Below are 24,698 nucleotides of genomic sequence, written 5' to 3' on the forward strand. Positions count from 1 at the left end.
GCCATGAACGCCCGGCCGCATGCCGTAGATCTCTTCTCCACCGAGCTGACCAACCTGGGCTGGGCGACCGACCTGCTGGTCGCCGGCTCCCTCGCCACCGGCGACTACCGTCCGGGCGTCAGCGACCTCGACCTGGTAGCGATCACCGACGGCCCGGTCACCCCCGAACGTCAGAAGCTCCTGATCGATCTGCACCGGCGCCTGGACGCGGGCCCGGCCTCCGGTCTCCAGCTGGGCTGCGTCTACGTGCCCGAGTCCCAGCTCGCCGACCCCGCGGCCACCCACCCGACCTGGACGCACGGCCAGCTTGTGCAGCGCATTCTCTCCGGGATCACTCGCGCTGAGCTCGTGCGCCACGGCTTCGCCGTGCACGGTCGCGAGCCAGGCGACCTGCTGCCCGCTTTCACCCATCATGATGTACGCGTAGCAGCCCACGCCGAACTGACCGGTTACTGGTCCTGGGCCGCCCGCCGGCCCTGGATCTGGCTCGACCCGGTGATCGCCGACCTGGGCCTGACCTCGATGGCCCGCGGCCGCCATGCCCTGTCCACAGGCGACCTGCTCACCAAGAGCCGAGCGATCGAGCAGTCGGCGGCCCCACCCTGGCTGAAAGCCCAGCTCCGAGCCCGCCGATCCGGCTCTTCCACCCGGTCACCACGACTCCGAACCGCCTGGCAGTCCTGGCGCGACGCCCGCCAAACCGTCAAGGCGGCCCGCGCGCACCCACCATCACCCCGGCCCCAGCCCCAGCCCCGGCCGTAGGCAACCGCCCGACATCCCAAACCACCCGCGCCAGCTCTTGTGCCCCCACCCCACCCTCGCCCCGCCACCCCACTAGATCTGCCAGGCCGCCCCCGCCGCCGTGCCGGCCATGCCGTGCCGTGCCGGCCATGCCGTGTGCCGTGCCGGCCATGCCGTGCCGTGCCGGCCATGCCGTGCCGTGCCGGCCATGCCGTGCCGTGCCGGCCATGCCGTGCCGCGCTGGACATCGCGCTGCGCCGGAACCCGCTCACCCGCCCAGATCTTGTGAGTTTGTGCCGTCCGGCTAGCCGCAGGCTCACAAGATCTCCGTGGGCCGGTGGCCGGTGCCTGCGCCGCGACTGCTCGCCCAGATCTTGTGAGTTTGTGCCGCCCGGCTAGCCACAGGCTCACAAGATCCGCCGTGGCCGGTGCCTGCGCCGCGATTGCTCGCCCAGATCTTGTGAGGTTGAGCCACTCCGCCCGCCGCAACCGCACTAGATCCGCGTGCGCGCGCCACCCGGGATGCGTCACCGGGCGGACGGGCCCCGAGCCACCGCCCGGATCGCACTCCGTGGCAGGGTGATCGTCATGCGTATCTCGATCTGGCCCGGGGCCGGGCAACCCTACGGCGACGTGCTCGAAACGGCCCGGCACGCGGCTGAGACCGGCTGGGACGGCGTCTGGATCGCCGATCACTTCATGCCGAACGACGGCACCGGCACCGACCCGCTGCACCCGGTCCTGGAGGCAGGCTCCCTGGTGGCAGCGCTCGGCGCGGCCGTCCCGCGGGTGCGGATCGGCACCCTGGTGTACGGCAACATGTACCGTCACCCGGCCGTGCTCGCCAACATGGCCGCGACCGTCGACCACATCACGCGTGGCCGCTTCACCCTCGGCGTGGGCGCCGGGTGGCAGATCAACGAGCACGAACAGTACGGGATCGAGCTCCCGCCGATCGGCCGCCGCATCGACCGTTTCGTCGAGGCATTGTTGGTGCTCAAGGGCCTGCTCCGGTCCGAGCGAACCACCGTGAACGGCGAGTTCTACCAGCTCACCGACGCGGTCTGCGAGCCGAAACCGGTGCAGGACCCGCTGCCCATCATGATCGGGGCGAAGGGCGAACAGCGGATGCTCCGGGTCGTCGCCGAACACGCCGACATGTGGAACACCTGGGGCCGCCCGGACCTGATCGCCCACAAGTCCGGCGTCCTCGACCGGCACTGCGCCGACGCAGGCCGCGACCCGAAGTCGATCGTCCGCACCGCGCAGGCACTGACCGTGGTAGACGGCCCGGTGCCGGACGGCGTGTCGATGCCGGTGATCGGCGGCTCGGTAAAGCAGCTGACGGCTGACATCGCGGCTTATGAGAAGGCCGGCGTCGACGAACTGATCATCCCAGACGGCCTGCTAGGCAAGGACGCCGCGAAGTTCAAGGCAATGGACACAATCCTGAACCTGATCCGCCCCTGACCCCAGCGCCAGCCCGACCCTGACCGCCAGCGCCAGCGCCAACGCCAGCCCGAGCCTGACCGCCAGCGCAGCCGGAGCCTGACCCCAGCGCCAGCCGGGGTCTGACGCCAAGTGCTGGCCGGAGCCTGACCCCAGCGCCGGCCGGGGTCTGACGCCAGCGCCGGCCGGCCGGAGCCTGACCACCAGCGCTGGCCGGCGGCCGGGCCGGGCTCGGCCGGCCACAGATCTTGAGCGATTTTCAACAGTCAAAGGTGCAGGATCGCTCAAGATCCGGTGGTCTCCCGAGATCTTGTGAGTTTGCGGTCGCTCGGACGGCCGAACCGCACAAGATCGGCCAGCCGCGGCGGCGAGCCGTAGCTCAGAGCGGTAATCAGCCGGCGATGACATGTCTGAGCTACGGCGCAGCCCGCTCGGCCGTAGCTCAGACACCTCATCAGAGGCCGATGACATACCTGAGCTACGGCTCGCCTACGGCATCAAGATCTCCCGCCACGCCACGCCACGCCACGCCACGCGACGCCACGCCACGCCACGCCACGCCACGCGACGCCACGCGACGCCACGCCACGCGATGCGACGCCACGCCACGCGACGCGATGCCATGCCACGCGATGCGATGCGGGCCGGTGCGGGCTTACCGGCGGGATCAGGAGCGGGCGGCGACCTGGTCGAGGACGTCGTCGGCGGGGCATCGGCCGCGGTGCACGTACTTGTCGGTGAAGTCGGCGATCGCGTCGCGCAGTTCGCGCTCGGCGCCCTGCCGTGCCAGCGCCGCGTAGGCCGCCACGAAGCAGTCCCGCGCCGCCGCTGCCAGAACAGAATCGGTCAGGGCGTCGCGCCCGGCCCGCTCCCACAGACGCGGTTCGTCGACCAGGTGCGCGGTGGCCTGCCACGCCTCCTCGGACGCGCGCGGGTCGTCGAGCAGCACCGCGGCCAGTGTGGCCGGCAGGCGCCAGTCCCGGCCGGGCTGGCGGTCGGCCACGTCGAGCTCCAGGTGGCCACGCGCGGCCACCGGCGGGCGCAGGGCGGCCAGGTGCCGCTGCAGATCGTTCTCGGTCAGCCGGGCGCCGGCCCGGATCGCCTCGCGCAGGCTGCGGCCGGAGGCGGTACGCGCATCCATGACGTACCCGGCCCAGGACTCCCGTGCCTCCCCGGCCGGCGGGCCGACCGGAAGGTCGCGGCGCAGAGCCTGGCGCACGCTGCGCCAGCCGGTCGGGCGGCCGTGCCGCAGCGGCGCGTTCGCGAAAGCGGCCGCGAGCACCGGCGCGAGCGTGTGGGCCAGGGCCCACCGGTGCCGCAGGCCGAGCGCGCCGCCACCGTCGAGCCCGGCTTCCAGGCCGATCCGGATGCCGGCCGTGGCGGTGCCGAGCGCGTGCTCCGGCCCGTCCGGGTGAACGGTGTCGGTAGCCTGATCAACAACGGTCAGCCGGTGCTGCTCGACGAGGCGGGTGGACGCCGCCAGGTCGTCGGTCATCCGGCGTAGCGCCACGTCGAGGCCGGGCGACGGCGGCCCGCTGACCACCATGACGCGCGGCGAGCGGGCGTCGAGGAAACCGTGCCGCAGCGGCCGGCGTCCGGTCGGTGCGGAGGCCGGGTCGAGGAGCAGATCGACGGCAATCCCGACGAACCCGGGCAGTCCGGGCGAGAAGGCCCCGGCGGCGATGAGATCGGCGGCTGACTGTTCGGTCAGGGCGGTCACGGTGCCTCACTCCCCAGGGGTTTTCCACGAGCGGCGAGCATAGCATTCCTATCTGGCTGATAGGAATAGCGGATCTCTGTAGCTGGACAACGCCGCGCAAATGCTGGGATGACCGGTATGCGGCTTGCATACTGGTTCGCGGCCCTTGCGGGCCAGCCTGTTTACGCGTACCCGGGAGGTCTGATGGCACCGAGACTGGCAATCGCCGCGCTCGCGGCCGTGACCCTCACCTGCGTCGCGGATCTTGCGGCCGTGAATATGGCCAGCGCAGCGCAGGCGCGGGGCCAGTGGGCGGTGAGCGGCGTCGAACCTCTCGGTCAGCCGGTCGCGATCGGTTCGGCCATTCTTGGGTACGCCCGGAGTGGCCCCCAGATCAACATCCAGGGCCGGGCGCCGGAGGACGGTTCGGTGCTGTGGGAGTCCGAAGCGGTTCCCGGCATCCCGGTGCGAGTCGGCGAGTGGGCGGTCTATCTGGAGCCGCAGGAGGCGTTCGGCGCCGGATACGCGAGCGTCGTCGTCGCCGATCCACTGACCGGAACGCAGATGCAGCGCAGCCCGGCGATGATCTTTTCGGGTGTGCCGCAGAGCTGTTTCACGGGCCGGGCCGTGTGCGTGTCGGCGGCGCCGGCCGAGGATGAGCCGGCGCACGGCTACCGCCTCGACCTGGCCAGCGGCGCCTTCATCCCGTCGGGCGACGGGGTGACCGGCGAGGGCCTGATCAAAATCGGTAACGAAGTGGGGCTGGCCCACGACGGCGTGGTCCTGTGGCGCCGCCCGGATCCCGGGGCGACGCGGTGGACCCTCGTCCCGGCGGAGAGCGTGGCGGTTCCGGGTGAGGCCGCGCAGCCCTCCGCACCAGCCAGTCCGGCCGGTGCGGCCGGTTCCCCGAGTCCGGCTGGATCAGCTGCGCCGGCTGGATCAGCTGCGCCGGCTGGACCGGCTGGTGTCTGGGTCGGGGAGACCGCCGGCGGCAGCATCGGCCTGGACGCCCGGAACGGAACACAGCTGTGGGCGCTTCCCGGCGTCCTGACCGGCTGCGGAATCCCGCTGCACACGGCCGTGATCCGCTGCCGCGACGGCCGCATCGAGGCCTTCGACCCGCTCACCGGCAATGCCAGCTGGTCGGTGCCGCTGCGCGGTCCGGTAGCAGTCGGCGGGAGTGCGGAAACAGGCGCGACGATCGTCATCCGTGGTGTCGCGATCTCCCTGACCACCGGCGAACGCACAACTCCCGCCGGCGCGTCCTGGTGCTTCACCGCCGACCTGGCCTCCGCCTGCGGCGCGGACGGCGTGCCGCCCGAACCGGCGTGGACCGCGGTCGGCGCCATCGCCGACGGATACGCCGTAGTGGCCACCCGCGCCGGATATTTCGGCCTATTGATCGACCCAGCACCATAACGCCTGCCAGCCGACCCGGCCCCAAACCGCCTGCTAACCGACCCGGCCCCACAGCTCAAAAGGACTGTCACCCGGCCGGAATCCGCACGCCTCCGCCATGTCCGCCGCCTCGCGCAACCCGTGCGCCACCGCCTCCGGATAGTGCGCGTCGCTGCCGAAACTGACCGCGTCCCCGCCCTCCTCATGCCACCACGTCACGATCAACCGGTCGAAGCCGAGCCGCGTGTTGATCTCCAGCGCCCGGCCGGCCTCGGCAGTGGCGCGCAGCGCGTGCCGGAACTCCTCCTCGAAGTCGCGCGGGTCGAACGTCTCCGGCCCGGGCCAGTGCCGGATCGGGTAGTCGATGTGCGTCAGGATCTCGAACACGTCGCTGCCGGCGACCACGTTCGGGATCTCCAGGAGGTAATCGCGGACCACCTCGGCGGCGGGCCGGTCCGGGTAGATGCCGAACGGTTCCGCGTACCCGCCGTTGTGCGGCAGGCAGTGCAGCGAGCCGATCACCCGCTGGAACGGGCCGGCCGCGAGGACCTTGGCGATCGCGTCCGCGTGCCAGTGCGGTTCGCCGAGTTCCAGCCCGGTGAGGATGCGCAGCGCGGGGAAGAGGTCCCGGCAGCGTTCGATCGTCGCGAGATATCCGTCGACGTCGAACGGCGGGGGAGTGACCAGGCCGTCCGGGCCGGCCGATTCGCTGAGGTTCGCGTACGGCCCGTCGGTCGGCGCCGGCCACGCGGTGTGGTCGAGGTGCTCGGTGAACGCGATCACCGGCAGGCCGAGTTCGGCGGCGCGGGCGCAGGTCTTCTCCATCGCGCCCCGAGGGGCGTCCCAGGAGAACTCACTGTGCACGTGACTGTCCGCGGGAAGCGTCATGGGTGTCGCCTGTTCCTTTTCCGATTCGTCCGGCGAAGTGAACGTATCCGAGACGGCCGCACCGAAGCTGTCACCCAGCACACAAACCTTCAATCTAGGTTCCTAGGATGCCTTAGGGGGTAAGGCACACGTCCCCGAGGGCGGAATCCGGGGACGGACAGGGATTGCACCGGAGCACCACGACACGACCTCAGCCATACCGTCAGCTCATGTCATCGAAAAGCGTCACCGTTCGCCGGGCCGCGATCGCCGCGCCGGCACTCATGTTCGGCTACGGCGTGCTGCGGTTCTTCGACGGTGCCGACGGAGACCGGGGCAACGGCCTGGCCTGGGATGCCGGGCACCTGGCGTTCTTCGCCGCCATGGTGGTGTTCGGGGTGCTCGCCGTCGCGATCCGCCCGGCGGTCCCGCAATGGGCGCACCGGGTCGGCTCGGTCGCCGCGGCGACCGCCCTGGTCGGCATCGGCTGCTTCCTCTGGGTGATCACCGGCGACCTGTCGGACTCATTCCGCGAGGCGGCCCCGCTTCCGGACGTCCTGCGGACGGGCGGTTCGGCGCTCTTCCCGCTCGGGATGCTGGTGCTGCTCGGCCTGATGGTCGCGGTACGCCGGATGCCGGTGTGGAGCCCGCTGCTGTTCGGCGCCGGCATCGCCGCGATCACCGTGAACCTGGACATGCTGCCGATCGCGTCCCTGATCATCCTGGCGGCGCTGTCGCCGCTGGCCGGCGACGTCGACGAGGAACCCCAGCAGAAAGACCACACCGGCGAGGTGTCCAGGCAGGCCGCCCGCGAGCGCTTCAAGCCGGAGCTGACCAGGCACTGAGGGAGACTTGACCGCGGCCACGGGGGCACGCGGTCAATACCCTCAGTACTTGAACGTCCGCACCAACCCCTGAAGATCATCCGACAACCGGGTCAGTTCGGCCGCCGCCTCGTGGGTCGCATATGCACCCTTACGGTTCTCCTCCGCCACATCCACGACCTGGCTGATGCCGTCGCCGATCTGGTTGGCACCGTCCGCCGCCGCGCTCAGGTCGGACGCCATCCCACTCGTTACCGCACTCTGCTCCTCGACCGCCGACGCGATCGTCGTCTGGAACTCGTTGATCCGGCCGATGATCTCGCCGATCTGCGAGATCGAGTCGACAGCGGTGCTGGTGTCCGCCTGAATGGCCGCGACCCGCTTGCTGATGTCCTCGGTGGCCTTCGTCGTCTCCTGGGCGAGGTCCTTGACCTCGCCGGCGACCACGGCGAACCCCTTGCCGCTCTCGCCGGCGCGGGCGGCCTCGATGGTGGCGTTCAGCGCGAGCAGGTTGGTCTGCTCGGCGATCGCCGTGATCACCTTGACCACGTCGCCGATCTCGGCGGACGACCGTCCCAGGCGCGCCATCAGATCCTCGGCGGTGCTGGACGCGATCACGGCTTCCTGCGCGACGCTGGCGGCCTCGGCGGCCGACACGGCGATCTCGCGGATCGCGGCGCCCATCTCCTCGGCGCCGGTGGCGACCGCGCCGACCCGGGAGTTGACCTCGGTGACCGCCCCGCCGATGTGGTTGACCTCGCCGGAGGTGCGGTCGGCGCCACCGGCCAGGCTGCGCGACGCGACCTGGAGTTCACCGGCCCGGCCGGCCAGAGCGTTTCCACTGGCGGCGAGGGTGCCGACGGCCGTACGCATCTGCTCGGTGGCCTGGTTGAGCGCCGAGCTCATGTCACCGAACTCGTTCCGGTTGTTGATCTCGGCACGGCGGGTGAGGTCGCCGTCGGCGACGGCGTGCAGCACGTCGCGGAACTGCCGCAGTGGCCGGATCACGCTGTTGGCGATCAGGAAGGCGAGCGCGGCCGCGACGAGCAGGCCGGCCACCAGCACGGCGATGATCATGACGCGGGCGGACGAGTATTCGCTGTCGGCCTCGCTCAGCGCCGCGGTGGCGACCGTGTCACCGGCATCGTCGAGAGCTTCCAGGCTGGAGAGCGCCTCGGTGACCTTCGCCGGGATCTCGGTCGCCCGGATCTCGTCGAAGCCGGTGAGGTCGCCGGCGGCCTGGAGTTCGCCGGCCTTCTCCCGCAGTTCGCCGTACTCGGTCCACGCGGTGCTGAACGCATCGATCGCGGTGCGCTGCTCGCTGTCGAGGTCACGGCCGCTGTACGAGCCGACGGCGGCCTCGATCGCGGCCTGCGCGGTTTCGGCCCGCTCCTGCGACTCGGTACGCAACGTGGCCAGGGTGGCCGTCGCCGAGGAGAGGATCTCGAACCGGTAGACCCACACCTGCTCCCGGATCGTCGCCACCTCCTTGGAGGGCAGCAACGCCTCGGTGTAGATGTTGCGGCCGCTGTCGGCGACCTGCGACATCCGGACCAGGCTGATCGTGCCCACCAGGATGGCGACGATGCCGGTGAGAGCGACGAGCAGGGCGAGATTGGTGCGGACGCTGAGGTTTCCGACCAGACCGGGACGCTGAGCCACGACTTTCCTATCGTCTGGCCCCTCGGGGAACTGAGCCCCGAATCTCATCCGAGGTACGGCGGCGCCACACCCCATCCCCAGTGCGGCACCGGTGCCTGCCCGGGCGGCGTCGCGCCGGGCTGCGAGTTGGCCACGGCCAGCCTGGTGCCCCACTCGAGGTAACCCATGAACGCCGACCGGAACTCGGGATCGTCCGGCAGCCCGACGTCGTCGGCCGCGTCGGCCAGCAGGCTCACCCAGCGCCGCCGCTGCGGTTCGGTGATCGCCTTGCCGAGGTGGTGGCCGAGCATGTGCGCGTAACCGCCGCGCTCCTCGGTATAGCGCGCCGGCCCGCCGAACACCTCGCCGAGCCACATCGCGACGAACCGGGGGTGTGCCGAGTCCATGTGCGCGAACAGCGGCCCGATGAGGTCGTCGGCCACCACTTTCTCGTAGAACCGCTCGGTCAGCCGCTCGAACGCCTCCGCGCCGCCGCCCCAGTCGTACAGCGTCGGCACGGCGGCCCCGGCGCCGCGTACCGAAGTGGGCTCGTAATGGCGCATCTCCTCGATGGCCTCGATGTAGCCACGGATCTCGGCCAGGAACCCGGGGAACAGGTCACCGCCGCGAAATCCCTTCAGATGGTCGTCCGCCGACGTCCAGGTGATGCGCAGAACGTAGGCGGACGGCTCCTCGGCGCAGCGGCTCAACTCGTAGTCGACGCACTGCGGCGCCCGGGCGAGGAACCGGGCCGCGCGGGCATAGGCCTGCTCGAATGACTCGGTGTCCCCGGAGATCCGATACCGGATGTATTCGACCGTCATGCGTCCACCATAGAACCAAGGCCCGTAATGATGTAAGCATGTAATCAGAGCAATCCGGCCCGCTTCGCCTCGTACTCCGCGTCGGTGAGCAGCCCCGCCGCGTGCAGCTCGGCCAGGTTGCGCAGCAGCGGGTTCTCCACCGGACCAGCGGCCAGCCGCTCCTCGATGACCCGGCACAGATGCCCGGCGGCGGCCTTGCCGGTGCTGAATTCGACAGTGTTCCCACCCACCGCGATCAGCAGAATCCCGCGAAAAAGCCCGTCACGCACAGCCGCACCGGAGACGTCGCCGAGCGCGATCACCGACCGCCCGGCCCCGGTGCGAAACCCCATCTGCCCGGTGCTCACCAGCTCCAGCCGATCCGGGAACACCAGCAGATAGACGCTCGCCCCACCGTCCACCATGTGCCCGACAGCCAGCGCACCGATCACATCGATTCCGGCCCGCTCGGCCCGCGCCCGCGCGTCACCCTTTTCGGAGAACAACCCCATAAATCAAACCCTAGTTGGGTACGCCCAAAGCCCACCCGCTGCCCCGGCATGCTCAGAGAGGCGGCCCCCAGGTGGCAGGGTCGGCACACGTGGCGAACTCCATGGCCTCGACCATGCGCCGCACGTCAGCGAGGGGAACCGTGGACCGGTCGCGGGCCGCGAGCTGCACCAGGCAGTCACCGGCAGCAACCATCAGGGTGCCGCCGGGATTGTCGTCCGCATCTGCGAAGTACCACGTCTGATGGCCGGCGATCGTCACCGGCGACGGCAACGTCTTCCCCGAGATCACCCCGGCCGGGTCATCGGACTGTTGCGCCGAAACCGTCAGCGCGTTACCGAAGCCGACCTGCGCCGACGCCCATCGCGTCGAGGCGCGGTCGAGGGTCAGTCCGCCCGGGACCCAGCCGAACCGGAACGGCATCGGTGGCACCGACGGCGTCGTCATCTGGACGTCGGCCGCGACCCTGAGCACCTGCTTCAGCGCGCCGCGGGGCCCGGTGGCCACCGCCCAGGCGCCGGACGGCTCCTGCCAGCCGACCATCGGCGGGTCAGCCAGGCTGTACATCACCGGCCGGCCGGGCAGGACGCCCTGTTTGCCCTGGAGCAGCGCGGACGGGTCGAACAGGCCGGGATCGTAGACGACCAGGTCGGCGCCGTTGTTGACCGACCGGGCGCTCTCCTCGGCGGTCGTCGCGGTCGCCTTGTGCCGGATCTCCGCGGTCTGCTGCCCGGCCTGGGCGGTGAATTCGGTGATCACATAGTCGGAGCCGTCGATCACGGTGATGCCGAGCTGGGCCGGCGTGCGGTACGCCGGGCTCGCGACGACAGCCGGACCCACCACGACAGGCGGCGCCGACCGGTCCCGCAGCACCGGCAGGACAGGCAGGAGTCCGGCGGCAAGGGCCAGCGCTCCGGCCGTACCCACGGAAAGAAGCCGGCGGCGGCGCCGCAAGCGCAACCCTCGCGATCGTGCCCCCGCGACCACGGCGAAATCCACTATCGCGTCGGCGGAGTGGTCGTCCAGGGCGCGGCGCAGATCAGAAACGGTCGTCATGACAGCACCTCAACCTCGGTGAGCTCGATGCGCAGGGCGGACAGCGCCCGGCTGGCGTACCCGCGCACGGTTCCGGACCGGCAGCCCAGCACGTCCGCTATCTGTTGGTCGGTGAGCCCTTCGTAGTAGCGCAGGACGATCACCGCGCGTTGCTGGCGAGGCAGGCTGCCGAGCAGTTTCCACAGCTCATCGCTGCTGTCCGGGGGTTGCGGCGCGGGCAGCGTGTCGTGGTCGACCGGTACTGTCGGTAGTCGCCGCCGGCGTAGCCAGGACAGGTACTCGTTGGTCAGCATCCGCCGCACATAGGCATAGGGATCGTCGGCCGTCGCTATCCGGCGCCATTTCAGGAAGGCCCGGGCGAGCACCTCCTGGACCATGTCGCGTGCTTGTTCCCGGTCACCGCAGAGCAGGACCGCGTATCGCGACAGCGCCGGCAGCCGGGCTGTCGCGAACTCCTCGAATTCCATCCATCGCCTCCACCGTGTCTGACGCGGACGAACCTCGATGTGTTGTGCGGCGTCAGCGGGAAGTATTGGCGAGGGTGCGGAAGCGGATCTCGTAGACCGGGCGGTATCGGTCGTCGAGCAGCGTGATCAGGCTCAGCAGCAGGATGAAGAAGAGGGCGACGCCCGGGTCGAGGTCACCGCCGCCGCGCGGGAGCAGCCAGTCGGCGAGCCAGACCAGGGCGACGTTGAGCAGGGCGCGGGCGCCGAACCCGGCCAGTGCGCTCTCCACGCTGCGGGCCGCGCGGGCCGACCAGAGGCTGATCGCGGCGTTCACCACCACGAACGCGGTGGTGACCAGAATCCGCTGGGTGTTGCTGAACGTGGCGCTGGGCAGCACCTGGGCGTAGATGACCCAGATCAGGCTGACCAGTGCCACCTTCTCCAGGGTGCCGGTCGACCACAGCCGGCCGTGGGTGGCGGTCCAGCGGGTGCGGTCGGCGATGGTCCGCGCCCCGTCCGGCAGCGGGTCGGCCGCGACGTGCCACGCCCAGTCCGGAGCGGGTTGCCGTGGCCGGACCGCGAACCAGTACGCCAGGCAGAGCAGCACCACACCGGCCGCGACCGCCGGGCCGAACCAGGGCACGTCCTCGACCATGTCGGTGAAATCGAGCTGGGCGACGTGGATCCACCACTCCTGCGGCAGCTTCACGAAGATCCAGATGCCGGCGGCCGCCAGGATCCAATTCCGCAATGTCACCCGTGCGGGGTCCCAGAACAGCCGATACGCCTCGTAGGCGATGAAAAAGTACTCGAACGTGTTCGGGAAGACCATCAGCAGCCAGCGCGCCTCGGCCAGCTCGAACGCCACCACACCGACCAGGCGATAGAAGTACAGAAACCTTGCCACCTGTACGGCCGGACGGCTGGACCAGTTCCGCATCGTCGACAGATAGGCGATCGCCAGGTAGTAGACGTCCATCGCCTTGTCGTAACCCTGGTAACCGGGCGGGTCGAAACCGAACGACTGGAAGACGGTCTGGTCGACGGCGTCCAGGACCAGCGCCGCGACGATCGCCGGCAGCGGGAACCGGGGAATCAGCAACGGCACGAGAAAACGCGCACCGACCACCGCCAGGAACACAGCCGTCGCGGTAGCCGTCATCACCCCATCACACCAGCTGCACCGCTCGCGCGGATCACCCGCGCGGTATGAACCCGCCCCTCGCGGATCTTGAGCGTTTTCCGACCTCAGCAGGAGGGCAGAAAACGCTCAAGATCCGTGAAGGGACCGCGCTGTCAGCAGTAGCCGGAAGGGCACTCGCCGCTGGCCAGCAGCTCGTACTGCCGGCATTTCGGGCAGCGGGGGCGTTCCACCTCCACCTTCGCCGGAGCACGCTTCGTCGTGGTGGCCTTCGCCGCCTTTGGTGCCTTCGGCGCCGCGGCGGCCTTGGCCCGCGTCGCCTTGACCGGCTTGACCGTCGTCTTGCGCAGCTCCACGGCATCCACCGCGGTCGCCAGCAGGACGTCGTAGTTCTCGTCGATCAGGTCTGCCTCCAGAGTCACGACCGTGTTCGGGTCGTCCGGGTCGCGCACGTACGCGCCCGGCATCGACAGCGCCACCTCGTTGGCCCGCTCAGGGTCCACGGCGACGTCGACGCCACCCGGATGGATGTACACCGCGACACCGGTGGCGCCCTGTGGCCGCACCTGCAGGGCGCGGCCGACCGTGCGCACATCGACGGTGGTCCGGCCGCGAAGCTCCAGCAGGAGCCGGGCCACCGAAGGAGCTGCCCCGGGGTTGTACTCGTCCATCAGACCTCCGCTTCAAATGACGACCCTTTAGTATCGCCATGCCCGGAGGCCGCGTGTGCCCGGCATCGGAACGGGTGAAATTGATGTCATCCACACGTGAGGCAGTAGACCGCGTCCCGGGCGGCAAGATAAAGCCCGAGGAACAGCGGCAGGCTGGCCGCCCAGCCGAGCACCACGGCGAGCCGCGCGGAGCGGAACAGAAACAGCCGCACACCGAGCAGGACCAGCAGAAACGGGACGACGATCGCGGCGGTGGCCACCGCGGTGCCGGTGCCGTCGTCGGTCAGATTCTCCATCCAGGCGGTCTCGCTGCCGGCCGCCATGTAGAAGAACCAGGCCGCGATCACCATGATCACCAGAGCCCAGGTGAAGGTCCCGCCGGCCGTACGCAGTCTCGAAGTCCCCGTCATGGCGGGCATGGTAATCCTGAGGTACCACCCGGGGGTCCGACCCTGGTGTGACGCGGTCCGGGCGGTCCCACGCCTACCGTCCGGCGCATGGGCACGCTGATAGCCGTCTGTTTCCTTGCCCCGGCCGCCATCCTGCTGACCTCATGGGGTACGCCGATGGTGGCACCGCCATCTACGCGCCGAGGCCGAACGAGCCTGGCCCTATCGTGGCCGGATGAGCACCCGCGACGCCCCGGCCCAGATCGGCGACCTGCCCCCGATCGGCCGCCCGGCCACCAGCGCGTTCCTGGCCGCCGGCATCACCACCCTGGCCCATGTCTCCGCCCACAGCCGCCGCGACCTGCTGGCCATGCACGGCGTAGGCCCCAAGGCGATCAAAATCCTCACCGCAGCCCTCTCCGAGCATGGCCTGACCTTCACCGACTGAGGCCGGGAATCGCGTGCGGTTACGCGTACCCAAGAAGGGGCCCGGACCGGCGGGGAGCCGGACCGGGCCGCTGAGGGTGAGTGTTATTGCATTTGTTCCAGGACGTCCTCGGCGGTGAGCGTGCCGCGGTCGTCGGTGGTCTTGAGGGAGCGGGCGGCTGCCGCCGGCGTGGCCGGATCGGCGGGACGCTTCCAGTGCCAGTCCGTGACGGCCTGGTAGGCGGCCACCACCGAGAGCAGCTGGTCCTCCTCGTAGGGCGCGCCGCCCAGGATCGTGCCGATCGGAACGCCGGCCGCGGAGAAGCCGATCGGGAAGCCGATCTCCGGCAGGCCGAGGATGTCGAACGGGACGGGGCTGGTCTGCACCACCACGTCGCATTTTTCGAAGACCTGGTCGAGGACGCGTTCCAGCAGCAGGAGCTTGGCCCGCTGGCCGGTGATGAACTCGTTCGCGCCCAGCAGGGCGCCCTGCAGCCAGCCGGTCACCGAGACGCCGAAGCCGCGCAGGTCGTTGCGCAGGTACGGCATGAACGGCTCGCTGCGCTCCGGCAGGCGCACGTTGTTGAACTCGTTGCCGGTGAGCAGGTCCCATTGATCGGGGAACGGGACGTCGACCAGGGAGATGCCGTCGATCGTGTCCAAGGTCGACAGGAATGCCGTCCGGGTGGTGGTCGAGGCATATCCCGGCAGCACACCGACGCGCACCCTCTTGCGGACCCGGCACTTGCCCTTCGACACCACCGGAGTAGCGGCCGCGATCAGGTCCGGCAGGGCGGGAAGGCCTTGGGTACGCGGATCCGCCGGGTCCTCACCGGCCATCGCGGTCAGCATGATCGCCGCGTCCTTGGCGTCGCGCGCGAGCGGGCCCGGGTGGTCGCGGGTGTAGCTGAGCGGGATGATCCCGGCGAGCGACACCCGGCCCATCGTCGGTTTGAGGCCGGTGAGGTTCTGCGCGTTCGACGGCGCGGTGATCGAGCCGCCGGTCTGGGTGCCGGTCCCGGACGCGGCCATCCGGCTGGCGACCGACGTGGCGGTGCCGGTCGACGAGCCACCCGGATCGGTGGCCGGATTCGCCGGTGTCCACGCGTTCACCGTGGTGATCTTGCCGGCCGGGGTGGTCGCGCGGGTCGTGGCGAGGGGACCCATCTGGGTCTTGCCGAGCACGATCGCGCCGGCCGACTTCAGCTTGGCCACCGCTGTCGCGTCATACGGCGGGACGAAATCCTGGAACAGGTACGAGTTCGCGGTGGTCCGCACCCCCTTCGTCCAGTAGTTGTCCTTGATCGCGAGCGGGATGCCGTGCAGCGGCGTGGCCTGCTTCTTCTTGCCCGCGGCGACCGCCGCCTTGATGGCGTCGTCGGTCAGAACCGTGTTGAACGCCTGGTAGACCGCGTCGTAGGAGCCGATCCGGGCCAGGTATGCCTCGACGATGGCGGCCGGCTTGAGCTTGCCGAACCGGATCATCCAGGCCGCCTCGGCGACGGTCAGCTCGGTCAGGTCCTTGCGGGCCTCGGCGCGCGGGGCGACATAGGCGTCATCACCGAACTTGGGCGACTTGCCGGACCACGCCTGCGCGGCGGCGGGCAGTGCGGCCGCGCCGGTGGCGGCAGCCGCGGTGATCGCCGCGGTGCGGGCCAGGAAGACCCGCCGGTTCACTGCGGTCATCGACGCCACTCCGTACTGATCGAGGGATAGAGCATCGGTGCCGGCTGCTGCGACAGCGCGGCCGCGTGCGCCGGGTCGCTACCGGCGGGCGCGGGCATCTGGAACGCCGCGAGAGTGGTGACACTGCCCCGCACGAACGATCGCAGCGAGGCGAGAACGGAATCCCGGCCAGGCGATCCGGTCTCCGGATCGGCGGTCGTGCCGGGCGGTAGCTGGTCCAAATCAATGCCGAGAGACGCGAGACGAGCCCGGATCATGATGTCCAGCTCGGCGTCCGTAGGAGGGGTGGCAGCCATGATCGCCACTCTTGGAGCCATCTGTGTCGGCGCTGTGTCCGCATGATCACGCCCCAGTGACCACCCCGCTCCGGTCCATCCAGGACGATCCCTTCCGCCCCCATTTGGTACGCGTTACCGCCCCGGCGCGGATGTCGGGCCTGGCGGGTGTGTTGATTTCGGGCTTGATACGCGCCCTCAATCGGTGGTGGGGTGGGTGGGTGATCGGGGACCGGTGGGGTGTCGGGGACGGAGATGTCGGGCGGGTCTATCCGTGTGACGCGTTTGTCGAGGCGCCCGTACTTCAGGTCTGGCGTGGCGTGCGGGTCGCGGTTGATGCTGCCGCGTTGTGGCCGTGGGTGGGGCAGGTGCGGATCGCGCCCTACTCCTACGACTGGCTGGACAACCGTGGGCGGCGATCACCGCGGCGGCTGGTGGGGCTCGCGGAACCCCGGGTAGGTGAGGCGTTCACCATGACCGGCGGCCGGCCGCAGGGGCGGATCGTCTCGGTCGACGCCGGGCGGCAGCTGACCGGCACGATCATGGGCGCGTACATGTCGTATGTGCTGGTCGACGAGCCGGACGGGGCTACCCGGCTGCTGCTCAAGGTTGTCATGCAGGGGCATCGATGGGCCGCGCCGTGGCTCTCCGCCGGGGATCTCGTCATGGCTCGGCGGCAGCTGCTGAATTGGCGACGGCTGGCCGAGTCGGCCGGCTGAGCCGCTGGTGCCGGAGTCGTCGATCGTCCGGGGCGGCGACGGCCGGTCAGGCCGCGACGCAGAAGCGGTTGCCCTCGGGGTCGGCCAGGACCACGTACGGGAGTTCGCCCGGGTGGCGCTCGCCCGGTTTCGGGTAGTGCGGCCAGTCGACGTGGGTGGCGCCCAGCTTCAGTAGGCGGTCGACCTCGGTGTTCAGGTCGTCGGCCAGCAGGTCGACGTGGATGCGGGGAAACTGCTCAGCCGGGCTCCCGCTGGTGTCCATCGCGATCGGGGCGCCCGGTTCGCCGGGTGAGGGCTCGATGACGATCCACTCGTCGCCGGGCCAGCGGGGCGGCCGGCGGACGTACCCGAGGGCCTGTGCCCAGAACGCTCCGGCACGCTCCGGGTCGGTCACCCCGAGCGATATCTGCGCGATCGCTGCCATCGACCGATGTTAACCGGCTACGGTCAGCGCAGGCGGTCGGGCATTAAGCTTGATGACACGCGAGGCGTGGGCTGGTTGAAATGTTTCAGTTCCGGTGGTTCACTCGGAGTGCAACATCGATCTCCGGTGGTTCACTCGGAGTGCAACATCCAACTCGGCGAAAGGTCCACCGTTGACCCGCAACGGCCGCGCCCCCTCGGTCAAGGACGTCGCCGCGGCCGCCGGTGTCTCGCTCGGCACGGTGTCGAACGTGCTCAACCGCCCCGCCGTGGTCAGCACCACGACCCGCGAACGGGTCGAGCGCGCCATGGCCGACCTGGGTTTCGTCCGCAACGAGTCCGCCCGCCAGCTGCGGGCCGGGACCAGCCGGGCGCTGGCGTACGTGATGCTCGACGGCGGCAACCCGTTCTTCCACGACGTTGCCGAGGGCATCGAGACCGCCGCCGAGGACGCCGACCTGTCGCTGTTCGTCTGCAACAGCAGCGGCCGCGGCGACCGTGAGGCGAAACATCTCGACCGGCTCGTGCAGCAGCGGGTTCAGGGCATTCTGATCACCCCGGCCGACCCGGACGCGCCGCACCTCGCCGAGGTCGGGCAGCGCGGGATCCCGTTCGTCATGGTCGACCGGCTGAGCCGGGCCGGCGATCACTGCTCGGTCTCGGTGGACGACGTGCTCGGTGGCCGGATCGCCGTCGAGCACCTGATCGATCGCGGTCATCAGCGGGTCGCGTTCGTGGGCGGGCCGGGCAGCATCGGACAGGTGCGGGAGCGGTTGCAGGGCGCCCGCGAGGTGTGGGCGGAGTTCGGCCTGCCGGCCGAGGACCTGATCAACCTGCCCACCGAGGCTCTTACCGTGAGTGAAGGACGGTCAGCGGGGGAGCGGCTCGCCGGCCTGCCCAGCCGGCGGCGGCCGACGGCGGCGTTCTGCGCCAACGATCTGCTGGCGCTCGGGTTGTTGCAGCACGCGGTCACGGCGGGGCTGCGAGTGCCGGACGATCTGGCGATCGTCGGGTTTGACGACATCGACTTCGCGGCGGCCGCCGCGGTCCCGCTGACGTCGGTGCGGCAGCCTCGTCAGGAGCTGGGGCGAACGGCGGCACGGCTGGTGCTGGACGAGGCGAGCAATCCAGATCATGTGCACGAGCAGGCAACTTTCGTGCCGGCGCTGGTGGCCCGGGCGTCGACGGGAATCGTCAAGCGCAGCTGATTTCGGGGGTGCTGTGCCGCCGGGGTCTGGGCGCACGGTGTGCTTTCGTCCCGCTGGGATCTGGGCGCACGGTGTGCTTTCGTCCCGCCGGGACCCGGGCGCACGGTGTGCTTCTGGCATCGGGAGCGTGAAATAGCATGGGTCGCATGTTCGTCCTGGTTCCCGGCGCAGGTGGCAGTGGCTGGATCTGGCACCTGGTCGTCGCCCGTCTACAAGCCGCCGGCCACAACGCGATCGCCGTCGACCTGCCCGGCGACGACGAGACCGCGGGCCTGCGCGAATACGCCGACCTGATCGTCAAAGCAGTCGAAACAGCCGAAACAGCCGGCACGACCGACGACGTCGTGCTCGTGGCGCAGTCGCTGGGCGGCCTCAGCGCACCCCTGACCTGCGACCGGCTCCCGGTCTCCAGGATCATCCTGGTCAACGCCATGATCCCGGCCCCCGGCGAGACCGGCGGCGACTGGTGGGCGAACACCGGCCAGGAGCAGGCGCGCCGCGACAACGACCGGGCCCAGGGCCGTGACCCGGACGCGGAGTTCGACCTCGGCGTCTACTTCTTCCACGACGTCCCGCAGGACCTGACCGATTACGCCATGGCGCACGGCAGCCCGCAGTCCGGCGCCGTGTTCGGGCTGCCCTGGCCGCTGCCCGCCTGGCCGGACGTGCCGACCCGGGCCCTCGCCGGCGCCGATGACCGATTCTTCCCGGCGGACTTCCAGGCGCGGGTAGCCCGGGACCGGCTCGGCCTCGACGTCGAACGCCTGCCCGGCGGCCACCTCAACGCCCTGAGCCGCCCCGACGAGCTGACGAAAGCCCTGCTCGAATGAGCCCACACGAAGACTCCGCTCGACTGAGCCGGCACGAAGACTCCACTCAGATGAGTCCGCACGAAAGCCCCGCTCGGATGAGGCTGCGCGTCGGCTGTGCCATGTGGAGTCTCAAGTCGTGGCAGGGCCGGTTCCAGCCGCATCCGGCGACGCCCGGCGATCGGCTGCGCGCCTATGCGAGCTGGTGCAACGCCGTCGAGGGCAACACGACCTTCTACGCGATCCCGACCCGGGAGACCGTGGAGAGCTGGGCCGCACACGCACCCGACGATTTCGGATTTGTGCTGAAAATTCCGAAAATAGTGACGCATGAGCGCCGGCTGATCGACGCCGATGAGCCGCTGGCTGCTTTCTTTGACGCGATTGAGCCGCTCAAGGATCGTACCCAAGCGCTCTGGATCCAATTGCCCGGCGCATTCGGACCGCAAGATCTGCACGACCTGTACCGATTTCTGCGGCGAATGCCCGCAGGGCATCGCTGGGCCGTTGAAGTGCGCCACCCGGAATTCTTCGCCGACCCGCGCCGGCTCGAAGAAATGCTGACCGCGGTCGATGCGGAATGGGTCCCGTTCGACACGACCACGTTCTTCGCCAGCCCGCCGACCAGCGACGCCGAGCGCGACGCCTGGACGAAAAAGCCTCGCATGCCGCTTCGCGAGCATGCGACAACGGCACGACCCATCGTGCGCTATCTGGGACGAGACGATTCCGATCGTACGATAGAAGGCTGGCAGAAATGGGTGAGAACGACCGCGGAATGGCTGCGTGAGGGGCGCGCGCCGACCGTTTTCGTGCATACTCCCGACAATGCTGACGCGCCGGAATTGTGCCGCCGATTCCATGACGAGGTGCGCGCGCTCGTGCCGGAGCTGGAGCCGTTGCCCGACCCGTTGCCGCTGCCGGAGCCGGAAGCACCCCTCACGCTCTTCTGAAGATCATCGTTGGATAGATTGCGCGCCGTGGATCAACGGTCGGCCGGTGGCCGCGTTCTCGTGTGGGCACAGTGGACACTGCTCGTGGTGTGCCTGATCAGCAGTTTCGGCGTGTTGTTGCTGGCCGCGCTGCGTGCCAACGACCTCGGCGCGGTGTTCGACCCAGGGCTGGACCGCCTCGGTGACCCGATGGACTCGCTGCCCGAGGCGCCGCTGGTCTACGGGTTCGTGCCGGGGATGTTCGTCGCGTACTTCATCTACCCGGTGGCGTTCGTGACGGTCTTTTTCGGACTCGGGATGGTGATGCACACCTGGCAGGTGGGCGACCGGGAGACGTTGCGCGGGCTGCTGAAGAGCACCGGGGCGTGGGTGGTGCTGACAGCGGGCGCCCTGACACCGTTCGGCACGCAGCTGCATCAGTGGCTGCTGGACTGAGTGTCGCTGCGCAGGGACAGGCGCAGGTAGTTGAGGAAGTGCGGGTTGGCCGTCGCGGTCAGGTTCTCGACCCGGGAGCCGTGCATCGTCGAGATCCCGCTGTAGAGCAGCGGCACCACCGGCGCGTCCCGCATGATCCGGCGATCCAGGCTCGCCCACTGCGCCTGCGCCCTGACCGGGTCGGCTTCGGCGAACGCGCGGTCCATCGCCGCGTCGACCTCCGGGTCGGCGTACCCGGTGATGTTGTGGTCGCTGCCGCGCGACGTGAACAGCGGATGGATGCTGGCGGCCGGGTTCGGGTAGTCGGCGAGCCAGGCGCTCACCCTCAGCTCGAAGTCCTCGGCCGGGTCGACGATCGGCTTCAGGGTCACGGCGATGCCGGCCCGGGCCAGCCCGCGCGCGATCGTCTCCGCCTCCTCCCGCCAGCGGATCTCGTCGTCGTAACTCAGCGTCAGTTTCAGGTCGGCGTGGCCGGCTTCGGCGAGCAGCCGTCTCGCGGTGGCGACATCGCCGGACGGATCCTTTGCGTACAGCTGGTAGTCGACCCGGCCGGGCATACCGGGGCCGATCAGCGCGCTGGCGTACTCGACGGTCGTGTACTCGCCATAGGCCTGCATCAGGGGGCGCTTGTCGATCGCGTACTGCATCGCCTGCCGGACCTTGCGCACCGCCAGCGGGCCGCGCGTGGTGTTCATCGCCAGGTATTCGAGCGCGTCCGGTGCCGAGGTGATCAAGCGTTTGTGCAGCTCAGAGCTCTGGTGGATGCGCTTCAGCGTGTCGGTGGGGAGCAGCGCGGTGCCGATCGCGTACCGGTCCTTGCCGGCATCGGCGACCAACCGCCGCGCCTGTTCCTCCGCGCTCTGGCCGAGCTCCATCACGATCCGGTCCGGCTCGGCGGTCCGGATCGGATCGCTGGCGCGATCCCAGTGCGGGTTGCGGATCAGCTCGGCGCGCTTGTCGCGCTTCTTCAGGGCGATTTGGTACGGGCCGGAGGCGACCGCTTCGTCCTTCGACTCCGGCACCGGGACGAACGCCGCCATCGATGCGATCCAGGGCCAGTCCCGGTACGCCATCCGCAGCCGGAACACGATGGTCCGGTCATCGGGCGTCTCGATGGAGTCCAATTTCTCGCCGTCGTAGGGCCCACGATAATCGGCCCCGCCGGCCAGCAGCGACCGGTGATATCCGAGCCCGCCGGAATGCTTCGCCGCGAAAGTGCGCTCGACACCGAATTTGATGTCGGCCGAAGTGATCGGGCTGCCGTCGGCATATTTCAGGCCGGGCTTGAGGGTGTGCGTCCAGGTGCGCCCGCCGTCGTCGCTGCGCCCGGTGTCGGTCGCCAGATCGGGCGTGACCAGGGTCGGCTTGCCGGGCCGGGCGTCCCAGGTGTTCAGCCGGCGCAGCACCAGGCTGGGCAGGCTGATGGCCGAGGAACTGCTGCGCGCCGGATCGAAATCGACGTCGTCGGCGGCTGACAGGATCCGGAGCGTGCCGCCGGTGGAGGCTTCGGCCGGTGCGGCAGCGCCGAAAACGGCGAGCAGAAGAATGGTGATGGCGAGGCGCATAATTCTTGAATTGTAAGTTTCCAGTGAACGGCCCGGCGGCTCTTTGCATCAGAGCCACCGGGCCGTTCACAATTACGCGGTACGGGCTACGCGTGCGGACAGGTGGCGCGGTACTCCTGGATCGTGGAACCGCTCGGGGCCGGGCACAGGAACTGGTCGTACCGGGTGTCGTTGTCGATGAAGCGCTTGATCCACGACAGCGCGTACTTCGCGACCGTGACGTTGCCACCCTCGGTCGGCGCCGAGTGCGTGGCGTTGTTGACCTCCAGGTACGCCTTGTCCGGCGCACTGGACAAACTTGTGTAGAACGGCTCGGAGTGCGACGCCACCGGTGCGACAGTGTCGTTCTCCGCGCCGATGATCATCGTGGGTACGCGTACCGTGGTCCACGATTTTGTCCCGTGCCACGGGGTCAGCGGCACGGCCGCCTGCAACGCCGGACGGGTGCGTGCCGCCGCGAGACTGCCGCCGCCGCCCATCGAGTGGCCCATCACGCCGAGCCGGGTGGCGTCGATGCGCGTACGCACCGAGCTGGTCCCGGTCAGGTAATCGAGCGCGGACAGCAGCTGGGTGCCGCGGCTGTCCGGCTGGTCCAGAGTGCTCAGCGTGTTGATCGTGATCACCACGAAGCCCTGCGAGGCGAGCCGGGGTCCGAGCCAGGCGACGCTCGACTGGGTCGCGGTGAATCCGGGGGAGATGGCGACCGCGCCGAACGTGCCGTCCGCGGTGCTGGTCGGGTAGTAGATGGTGCCGCCGCCGAAGCCGCTCTGGCGGGCCACCGTGGTCTGCGAGACGGCGTACGTGCCACGTGACGCCTCGATGCTGGCGTTCGTGGGTGCGGGTCCCCGCTCGTACGGGTTGGCGGCGAGGGCCTGCGTCGGCGCGACCAGGACTGTTGCTGCCGCGGCGATCGAGGCGAAGAGAAGCGAAACTTTCATGCGAGTGCTCCCTGGGGTGTGGGATCGTTCACACATAGATCGATGTGGTTAAGATCTCGCCGCTCGTTACCTGCCGGTAATCCCACTGAGTACATGCTGCCGCGATATGTAACACGACGGAAATTCCGTTGCCGCAGCCGTGAACTGGGCCAACAATGATCGACATGACGTACTGACGATCCGCCTTCAGCCTGTGCCAATCCTTGACTGAGAAAGATCGTCATCTTGTCTGTAAAAGTCTTCGCGGGCCCGTCCAGCTGGATCGAGTCCGCCGCGATCACCCAATGCCACCAGGTCGCAGCCCTGGACGGCATGATCCACGTGGCCGGAATGCCCGACCTGCACCCCGGCAAGGGCGCCCCGATCGGCGCCGCCATGCTGTCGTCGGTGCTGTACCCCTTCCTCGTCGGCTCGGACATCGGCTGCGGCATCGCGGTCTTCCCGTTCCGCCTCAAGAAGGTCGTCCCCGAGCGCCTGGCCAAACGCTTCCCCGACCTCGACGAGCCAGTGCCACCACCAGGCGACGTCCCGGGCGGATACGGGGAGGGCCTCGGCACGGTAGGCCGAGGCAACCACTTCGTAGAGCTAGCCAGGGTGGACGAGGTCTTCCCACCGCCGCGCGCTTTGCCGCCCGCGCCGCCGACGGCACCGCCTTTGCCGCCCGCGCAGACGTCGCCGCAGACGTCACTGCAGACGTCGCCGCAGACGTCACTGCAGACGTCGGCGCAGACGTCGCTGCAGGCGTCGCCGTCGCCGTCGCCGTCGCTGTCGCAGACGTCGCCGCTGGCCTCGCGGTCGCCGCTGGCCTCGCCGTCGGCGTCGGCGTCGGCGTCACCGGCTCTGGCCGCTGGGGATCATGTGCTGATCGTGCACAGCGGGTCCCGCGGATTCGGTGAGCGGATCCTGCGGGCACACACCGAAGTGCACGGCGCCGGCCCGGCCACCGACCCCGCCGCCTATCTCGAAGCGCACGACTCGGCCGTACTGTGGGGAAGCCTGAACCGGCGCACCCTGGCCGAACGCGTCGGATCGGCGCTCGGTGCCGACGTCGGCGAACCGATCCTCGACGTCTGTCACAACGCGGTGGAGATCCGCGACGGGCTCTACCTGCACCGCAAGGGCGCCGCACCGGGCGACGGGCAGGACGTGCTGATCGCCGGCACCCGAGGCACCAGGTCCTACCTGGTGTCCGCGCACGCCGGCCCCGACGCGGGTTTCTCGGTGGCCCACGGCGCAGGCCGCAAGATGTCCCGATCCGACGCCCTGAAGCGGGGCAAGGCCAAACACACCGTCGAGGAACTCCGGCGCACACCCGTCGGCTCCTTAGTCGTCTGCGGCGACCGCCAGTTGCTGTTCGAGGAGGCCCCGACCGCTTACAAACGCATCGAGCAGGTAATTGCCGACCTGACCGTCTTCAGCCTGGCAACCCCGCGGCTCACCACAGTCCCGGTGATCACCTACAAAACCGCCGACAAGCACATGTCTCCACCAGCCTCCCGAACAGCCAGGCGAAGGTGACAACCGCCTCGATCACGCGGGGCCGATAGAGGCGGCAGCCGGTCCGGCCATGCGTCGGCCCGGCCATGCGTCGGCCCGGCCATGCGTCGGCCCGGCCATGCGGTGGCC

At 69.6% G+C, this 24,698-nt stretch carries 26 protein-coding genes; 11 read left to right on the plus strand and 15 right to left on the minus strand.

What is annotated here, in order from left to right:
- Positions 1 to 3: 3 nt before the first annotated feature.
- On the plus strand, positions 4 to 762 hold the full coding sequence (locus B0I29_RS20700; RefSeq protein ID WP_111650676.1) for a nucleotidyltransferase domain-containing protein: 759 nt from the start codon (positions 4 to 6) through the stop codon (positions 760 to 762).
- A 567-nt stretch (positions 763 to 1,329) separates the two neighbouring features.
- Entirely contained in the window at positions 1,330 to 2,211 is an 882-nt protein-coding gene (locus B0I29_RS20705; RefSeq protein WP_111650677.1) for an LLM class flavin-dependent oxidoreductase, read from the plus strand.
- A 646-nt stretch (positions 2,212 to 2,857) separates the two neighbouring features.
- On the opposite strand, the gene B0I29_RS20710 is transcribed toward B0I29_RS20705, so the two are convergent.
- Positions 2,858 to 3,910 (minus strand): glutamate-cysteine ligase family protein, encoded by a 1,053-nt coding sequence (locus B0I29_RS20710; RefSeq protein ID WP_111650678.1) that lies wholly within the window; start codon positions 3,908 to 3,910, stop codon positions 2,858 to 2,860.
- A gap of 183 nt (positions 3,911 to 4,093) precedes the next feature.
- Between B0I29_RS20710 and B0I29_RS20715 the strand changes: the two genes are divergently transcribed.
- Positions 4,094 to 5,308, plus strand: coding sequence for a PQQ-binding-like beta-propeller repeat protein (locus B0I29_RS20715; protein WP_146616836.1), 1,215 nt, complete (start codon positions 4,094 to 4,096; stop codon positions 5,306 to 5,308).
- A gap of 33 nt (positions 5,309 to 5,341) precedes the next feature.
- Here the strand turns inward: B0I29_RS20715 and B0I29_RS20720 are convergent, their stop codons facing one another.
- Positions 5,342 to 6,175, minus strand: coding sequence for a PHP domain-containing protein (locus tag B0I29_RS20720; RefSeq protein ID WP_111650808.1), 834 nt, complete (start codon positions 6,173 to 6,175; stop codon positions 5,342 to 5,344).
- Positions 6,176 to 6,384: 209 nt separating this feature from the next.
- Between B0I29_RS20720 and B0I29_RS20725 the strand changes: the two genes are divergently transcribed.
- Positions 6,385 to 6,999, plus strand: coding sequence for a hypothetical protein (locus tag B0I29_RS20725; protein WP_181557896.1), 615 nt, complete (start codon positions 6,385 to 6,387; stop codon positions 6,997 to 6,999).
- Between the two features lie 42 nt (positions 7,000 to 7,041).
- Here the strand turns inward: B0I29_RS20725 and B0I29_RS20730 are convergent, their stop codons facing one another.
- The 8 genes from B0I29_RS20730 to B0I29_RS20765 form a co-directional block, all read right to left on the minus strand.
- The gene (locus B0I29_RS20730) at positions 7,042 to 8,640 is read right to left on the minus strand and encodes a methyl-accepting chemotaxis protein (RefSeq protein WP_181557897.1); all 1,599 of its coding nucleotides are present in this window, start codon (positions 8,638 to 8,640) and stop codon (positions 7,042 to 7,044) included.
- Between the two features lie 44 nt (positions 8,641 to 8,684).
- Positions 8,685 to 9,443: a group II truncated hemoglobin gene (locus tag B0I29_RS20735; RefSeq protein WP_111650681.1), complete on the minus strand. Its 759-nt coding sequence runs from the start codon at positions 9,441 to 9,443 to the stop codon at positions 8,685 to 8,687.
- A 44-nt stretch (positions 9,444 to 9,487) separates the two neighbouring features.
- Positions 9,488 to 9,934, minus strand: coding sequence for an SHOCT domain-containing protein (locus B0I29_RS20740; RefSeq protein ID WP_111650682.1), 447 nt, complete (start codon positions 9,932 to 9,934; stop codon positions 9,488 to 9,490).
- 52 nt (positions 9,935 to 9,986) lie between these two features.
- On the minus strand, positions 9,987 to 10,988 hold the full coding sequence (locus tag B0I29_RS20745; RefSeq protein WP_146616837.1) for a hypothetical protein: 1,002 nt from the start codon (positions 10,986 to 10,988) through the stop codon (positions 9,987 to 9,989).
- Positions 10,985 to 11,455 (minus strand): SigE family RNA polymerase sigma factor, encoded by a 471-nt coding sequence (locus B0I29_RS20750; protein ID WP_111650684.1) that lies wholly within the window; start codon positions 11,453 to 11,455, stop codon positions 10,985 to 10,987. The genes B0I29_RS20745 and B0I29_RS20750 overlap by 4 nt, the downstream gene beginning before the upstream one ends.
- 52 nt (positions 11,456 to 11,507) lie before the next feature.
- Positions 11,508 to 12,596 carry a hypothetical protein gene (locus B0I29_RS20755; RefSeq protein WP_111650685.1) on the minus strand — a complete coding sequence of 363 codons (1,089 nt, stop codon included), beginning with the start codon at positions 12,594 to 12,596 and terminating at the stop codon, positions 11,508 to 11,510.
- Between the two features lie 134 nt (positions 12,597 to 12,730).
- On the minus strand, positions 12,731 to 13,246 hold the full coding sequence (locus B0I29_RS20760; protein ID WP_111650686.1) for a hypothetical protein: 516 nt from the start codon (positions 13,244 to 13,246) through the stop codon (positions 12,731 to 12,733).
- A gap of 86 nt (positions 13,247 to 13,332) precedes the next feature.
- Positions 13,333 to 13,656: a hypothetical protein gene (locus B0I29_RS20765; RefSeq protein ID WP_111650687.1), complete on the minus strand. Its 324-nt coding sequence runs from the start codon at positions 13,654 to 13,656 to the stop codon at positions 13,333 to 13,335.
- Between the two features lie 214 nt (positions 13,657 to 13,870).
- On the opposite strand from B0I29_RS20765, the gene B0I29_RS20770 reads away from it, so the two are divergent.
- Entirely contained in the window at positions 13,871 to 14,083 is a 213-nt protein-coding gene (locus B0I29_RS20770) for a helix-hairpin-helix domain-containing protein (RefSeq protein WP_111650688.1), read from the plus strand.
- 83 nt (positions 14,084 to 14,166) lie between these two features.
- Here the strand turns inward: B0I29_RS20770 and B0I29_RS20775 are convergent, their stop codons facing one another.
- Both B0I29_RS20775 and B0I29_RS20780 read right to left on the minus strand, forming a co-directional pair.
- Positions 14,167 to 15,747: an amidase gene (locus B0I29_RS20775; protein WP_111650809.1), complete on the minus strand. Its 1,581-nt coding sequence runs from the start codon at positions 15,745 to 15,747 to the stop codon at positions 14,167 to 14,169.
- A complete protein-coding gene (locus B0I29_RS20780) occupies positions 15,744 to 16,043 on the minus strand; it encodes a hypothetical protein (protein ID WP_111650810.1) in 300 nt (99 codons plus the stop codon). Before B0I29_RS20780 ends, B0I29_RS20775 begins: the two co-directional genes overlap by 4 nt.
- Before the next feature lie 200 nt (positions 16,044 to 16,243).
- Here B0I29_RS20780 and B0I29_RS20785 point away from each other — a divergent pair, with 200 nt between their 5' ends.
- Entirely contained in the window at positions 16,244 to 16,741 is a 498-nt protein-coding gene (locus B0I29_RS20785) for a polyketide cyclase (RefSeq protein ID WP_111650689.1), read from the plus strand.
- A 46-nt stretch (positions 16,742 to 16,787) separates the two neighbouring features.
- Here B0I29_RS20785 and B0I29_RS20790 read toward each other — a convergent pair whose 3' ends face one another.
- Positions 16,788 to 17,165 (minus strand): VOC family protein, encoded by a 378-nt coding sequence (locus B0I29_RS20790; protein WP_111650690.1) that lies wholly within the window; start codon positions 17,163 to 17,165, stop codon positions 16,788 to 16,790.
- Positions 17,166 to 17,337: 172 nt separating this feature from the next.
- Between B0I29_RS20790 and B0I29_RS20795 the strand changes: the two genes are divergently transcribed.
- The 4 genes from B0I29_RS20795 (at position 17,338) to B0I29_RS20810 (ending at position 20,569) form a co-directional block, all read left to right on the plus strand.
- Positions 17,338 to 18,372, plus strand: coding sequence for a LacI family DNA-binding transcriptional regulator (locus tag B0I29_RS20795; RefSeq protein WP_111650691.1), 1,035 nt, complete (start codon positions 17,338 to 17,340; stop codon positions 18,370 to 18,372).
- 146 nt (positions 18,373 to 18,518) lie between these two features.
- Entirely contained in the window at positions 18,519 to 19,202 is a 684-nt protein-coding gene (locus tag B0I29_RS20800; RefSeq protein ID WP_220091381.1) for an alpha/beta fold hydrolase, read from the plus strand.
- Positions 19,203 to 19,303: 101 nt separating this feature from the next.
- Positions 19,304 to 20,134, plus strand: coding sequence for a DUF72 domain-containing protein (locus B0I29_RS20805; protein WP_220091384.1), 831 nt, complete (start codon positions 19,304 to 19,306; stop codon positions 20,132 to 20,134).
- A 27-nt stretch (positions 20,135 to 20,161) separates the two neighbouring features.
- Positions 20,162 to 20,569, plus strand: coding sequence for a hypothetical protein (locus B0I29_RS20810; protein ID WP_111650694.1), 408 nt, complete (start codon positions 20,162 to 20,164; stop codon positions 20,567 to 20,569).
- Here the strand turns inward: B0I29_RS20810 and B0I29_RS20815 are convergent.
- Both B0I29_RS20815 and B0I29_RS20820 read right to left on the minus strand, forming a co-directional pair.
- Complete coding sequence (locus B0I29_RS20815; protein ID WP_111650695.1) at positions 20,551 to 22,134, minus strand: ABC transporter substrate-binding protein; 1,584 nt, start codon at positions 22,132 to 22,134, stop codon at positions 20,551 to 20,553. The two genes, B0I29_RS20810 and B0I29_RS20815, sit on opposite strands and share 19 nt — an antisense overlap.
- Positions 22,135 to 22,220: 86 nt before the next feature.
- Positions 22,221 to 23,072, minus strand: coding sequence for a poly(ethylene terephthalate) hydrolase family protein (locus B0I29_RS20820; RefSeq protein ID WP_111650696.1), 852 nt, complete (start codon positions 23,070 to 23,072; stop codon positions 22,221 to 22,223).
- Positions 23,073 to 23,297: 225 nt separating this feature from the next.
- On the opposite strand from B0I29_RS20820, the gene B0I29_RS46805 reads away from it, so the two are divergent.
- Positions 23,298 to 24,590: an RtcB family protein gene (locus tag B0I29_RS46805; RefSeq protein ID WP_245972648.1), complete on the plus strand. Its 1,293-nt coding sequence runs from the start codon at positions 23,298 to 23,300 to the stop codon at positions 24,588 to 24,590.
- Positions 24,591 to 24,698 lie beyond the last annotated feature (108 nt).

The sequence above is a fragment of the Actinoplanes lutulentus genome (assembly GCF_003259845.1).
GTDB lineage: Bacteria > Actinomycetota > Actinomycetes > Mycobacteriales > Micromonosporaceae > Actinoplanes > Actinoplanes lutulentus.

What these genes read in the sequence shown, in the direction of transcription:
- B0I29_RS20715 (WP_146616836.1), top strand. Translation starts at nt 4,094, where the DNA reads ATGGCACCGAGACTGGCAATCGCCGCGCTCGCGGCCGTGACCCTCACC.
- B0I29_RS20820 (WP_111650696.1), bottom strand. Translation starts at nt 23,072, where the DNA reads ATGAAAGTTTCGCTTCTCTTCGCCTCGATCGCCGCGGCAGCAACAGTC.
- B0I29_RS20720 (WP_111650808.1), bottom strand. Translation starts at nt 6,175, where the DNA reads ATGACGCTTCCCGCGGACAGTCACGTGCACAGTGAGTTCTCCTGGGAC.
- B0I29_RS20770 (WP_111650688.1), top strand. Translation starts at nt 13,871, where the DNA reads ATGAGCACCCGCGACGCCCCGGCCCAGATCGGCGACCTGCCCCCGATC.
- B0I29_RS20740 (WP_111650682.1), bottom strand. Translation starts at nt 9,934, where the DNA reads ATGGGGTTGTTCTCCGAAAAGGGTGACGCGCGGGCGCGGGCCGAGCGG.
- B0I29_RS20790 (WP_111650690.1), bottom strand. Translation starts at nt 17,165, where the DNA reads ATGGCAGCGATCGCGCAGATATCGCTCGGGGTGACCGACCCGGAGCGT.
- B0I29_RS20725 (WP_181557896.1), top strand. Translation starts at nt 6,385, where the DNA reads ATGTCATCGAAAAGCGTCACCGTTCGCCGGGCCGCGATCGCCGCGCCG.
- B0I29_RS20765 (WP_111650687.1), bottom strand. Translation starts at nt 13,656, where the DNA reads ATGACGGGGACTTCGAGACTGCGTACGGCCGGCGGGACCTTCACCTGG.
- B0I29_RS20815 (WP_111650695.1), bottom strand. Translation starts at nt 22,134, where the DNA reads ATGCGCCTCGCCATCACCATTCTTCTGCTCGCCGTTTTCGGCGCTGCC.
- B0I29_RS20780 (WP_111650810.1), bottom strand. Translation starts at nt 16,043, where the DNA reads ATGGCTGCCACCCCTCCTACGGACGCCGAGCTGGACATCATGATCCGG.
- B0I29_RS20760 (WP_111650686.1), bottom strand. Translation starts at nt 13,246, where the DNA reads ATGGACGAGTACAACCCCGGGGCAGCTCCTTCGGTGGCCCGGCTCCTG.
- B0I29_RS20700 (WP_111650676.1), top strand. Translation starts at nt 4, where the DNA reads ATGAACGCCCGGCCGCATGCCGTAGATCTCTTCTCCACCGAGCTGACC.
- B0I29_RS20755 (WP_111650685.1), bottom strand. Translation starts at nt 12,596, where the DNA reads ATGACGGCTACCGCGACGGCTGTGTTCCTGGCGGTGGTCGGTGCGCGT.
- B0I29_RS20805 (WP_220091384.1), top strand. Translation starts at nt 19,304, where the DNA reads ATGTGGAGTCTCAAGTCGTGGCAGGGCCGGTTCCAGCCGCATCCGGCG.
- B0I29_RS20745 (WP_146616837.1), bottom strand. Translation starts at nt 10,988, where the DNA reads ATGACGACCGTTTCTGATCTGCGCCGCGCCCTGGACGACCACTCCGCC.
- B0I29_RS20750 (WP_111650684.1), bottom strand. Translation starts at nt 11,455, where the DNA reads ATGGAATTCGAGGAGTTCGCGACAGCCCGGCTGCCGGCGCTGTCGCGA.
- B0I29_RS20775 (WP_111650809.1), bottom strand. Translation starts at nt 15,747, where the DNA reads ATGACCGCAGTGAACCGGCGGGTCTTCCTGGCCCGCACCGCGGCGATC.
- B0I29_RS20735 (WP_111650681.1), bottom strand. Translation starts at nt 9,443, where the DNA reads ATGACGGTCGAATACATCCGGTATCGGATCTCCGGGGACACCGAGTCA.
- B0I29_RS20705 (WP_111650677.1), top strand. Translation starts at nt 1,330, where the DNA reads ATGCGTATCTCGATCTGGCCCGGGGCCGGGCAACCCTACGGCGACGTG.
- B0I29_RS20800 (WP_220091381.1), top strand. Translation starts at nt 18,519, where the DNA reads ATGTTCGTCCTGGTTCCCGGCGCAGGTGGCAGTGGCTGGATCTGGCAC.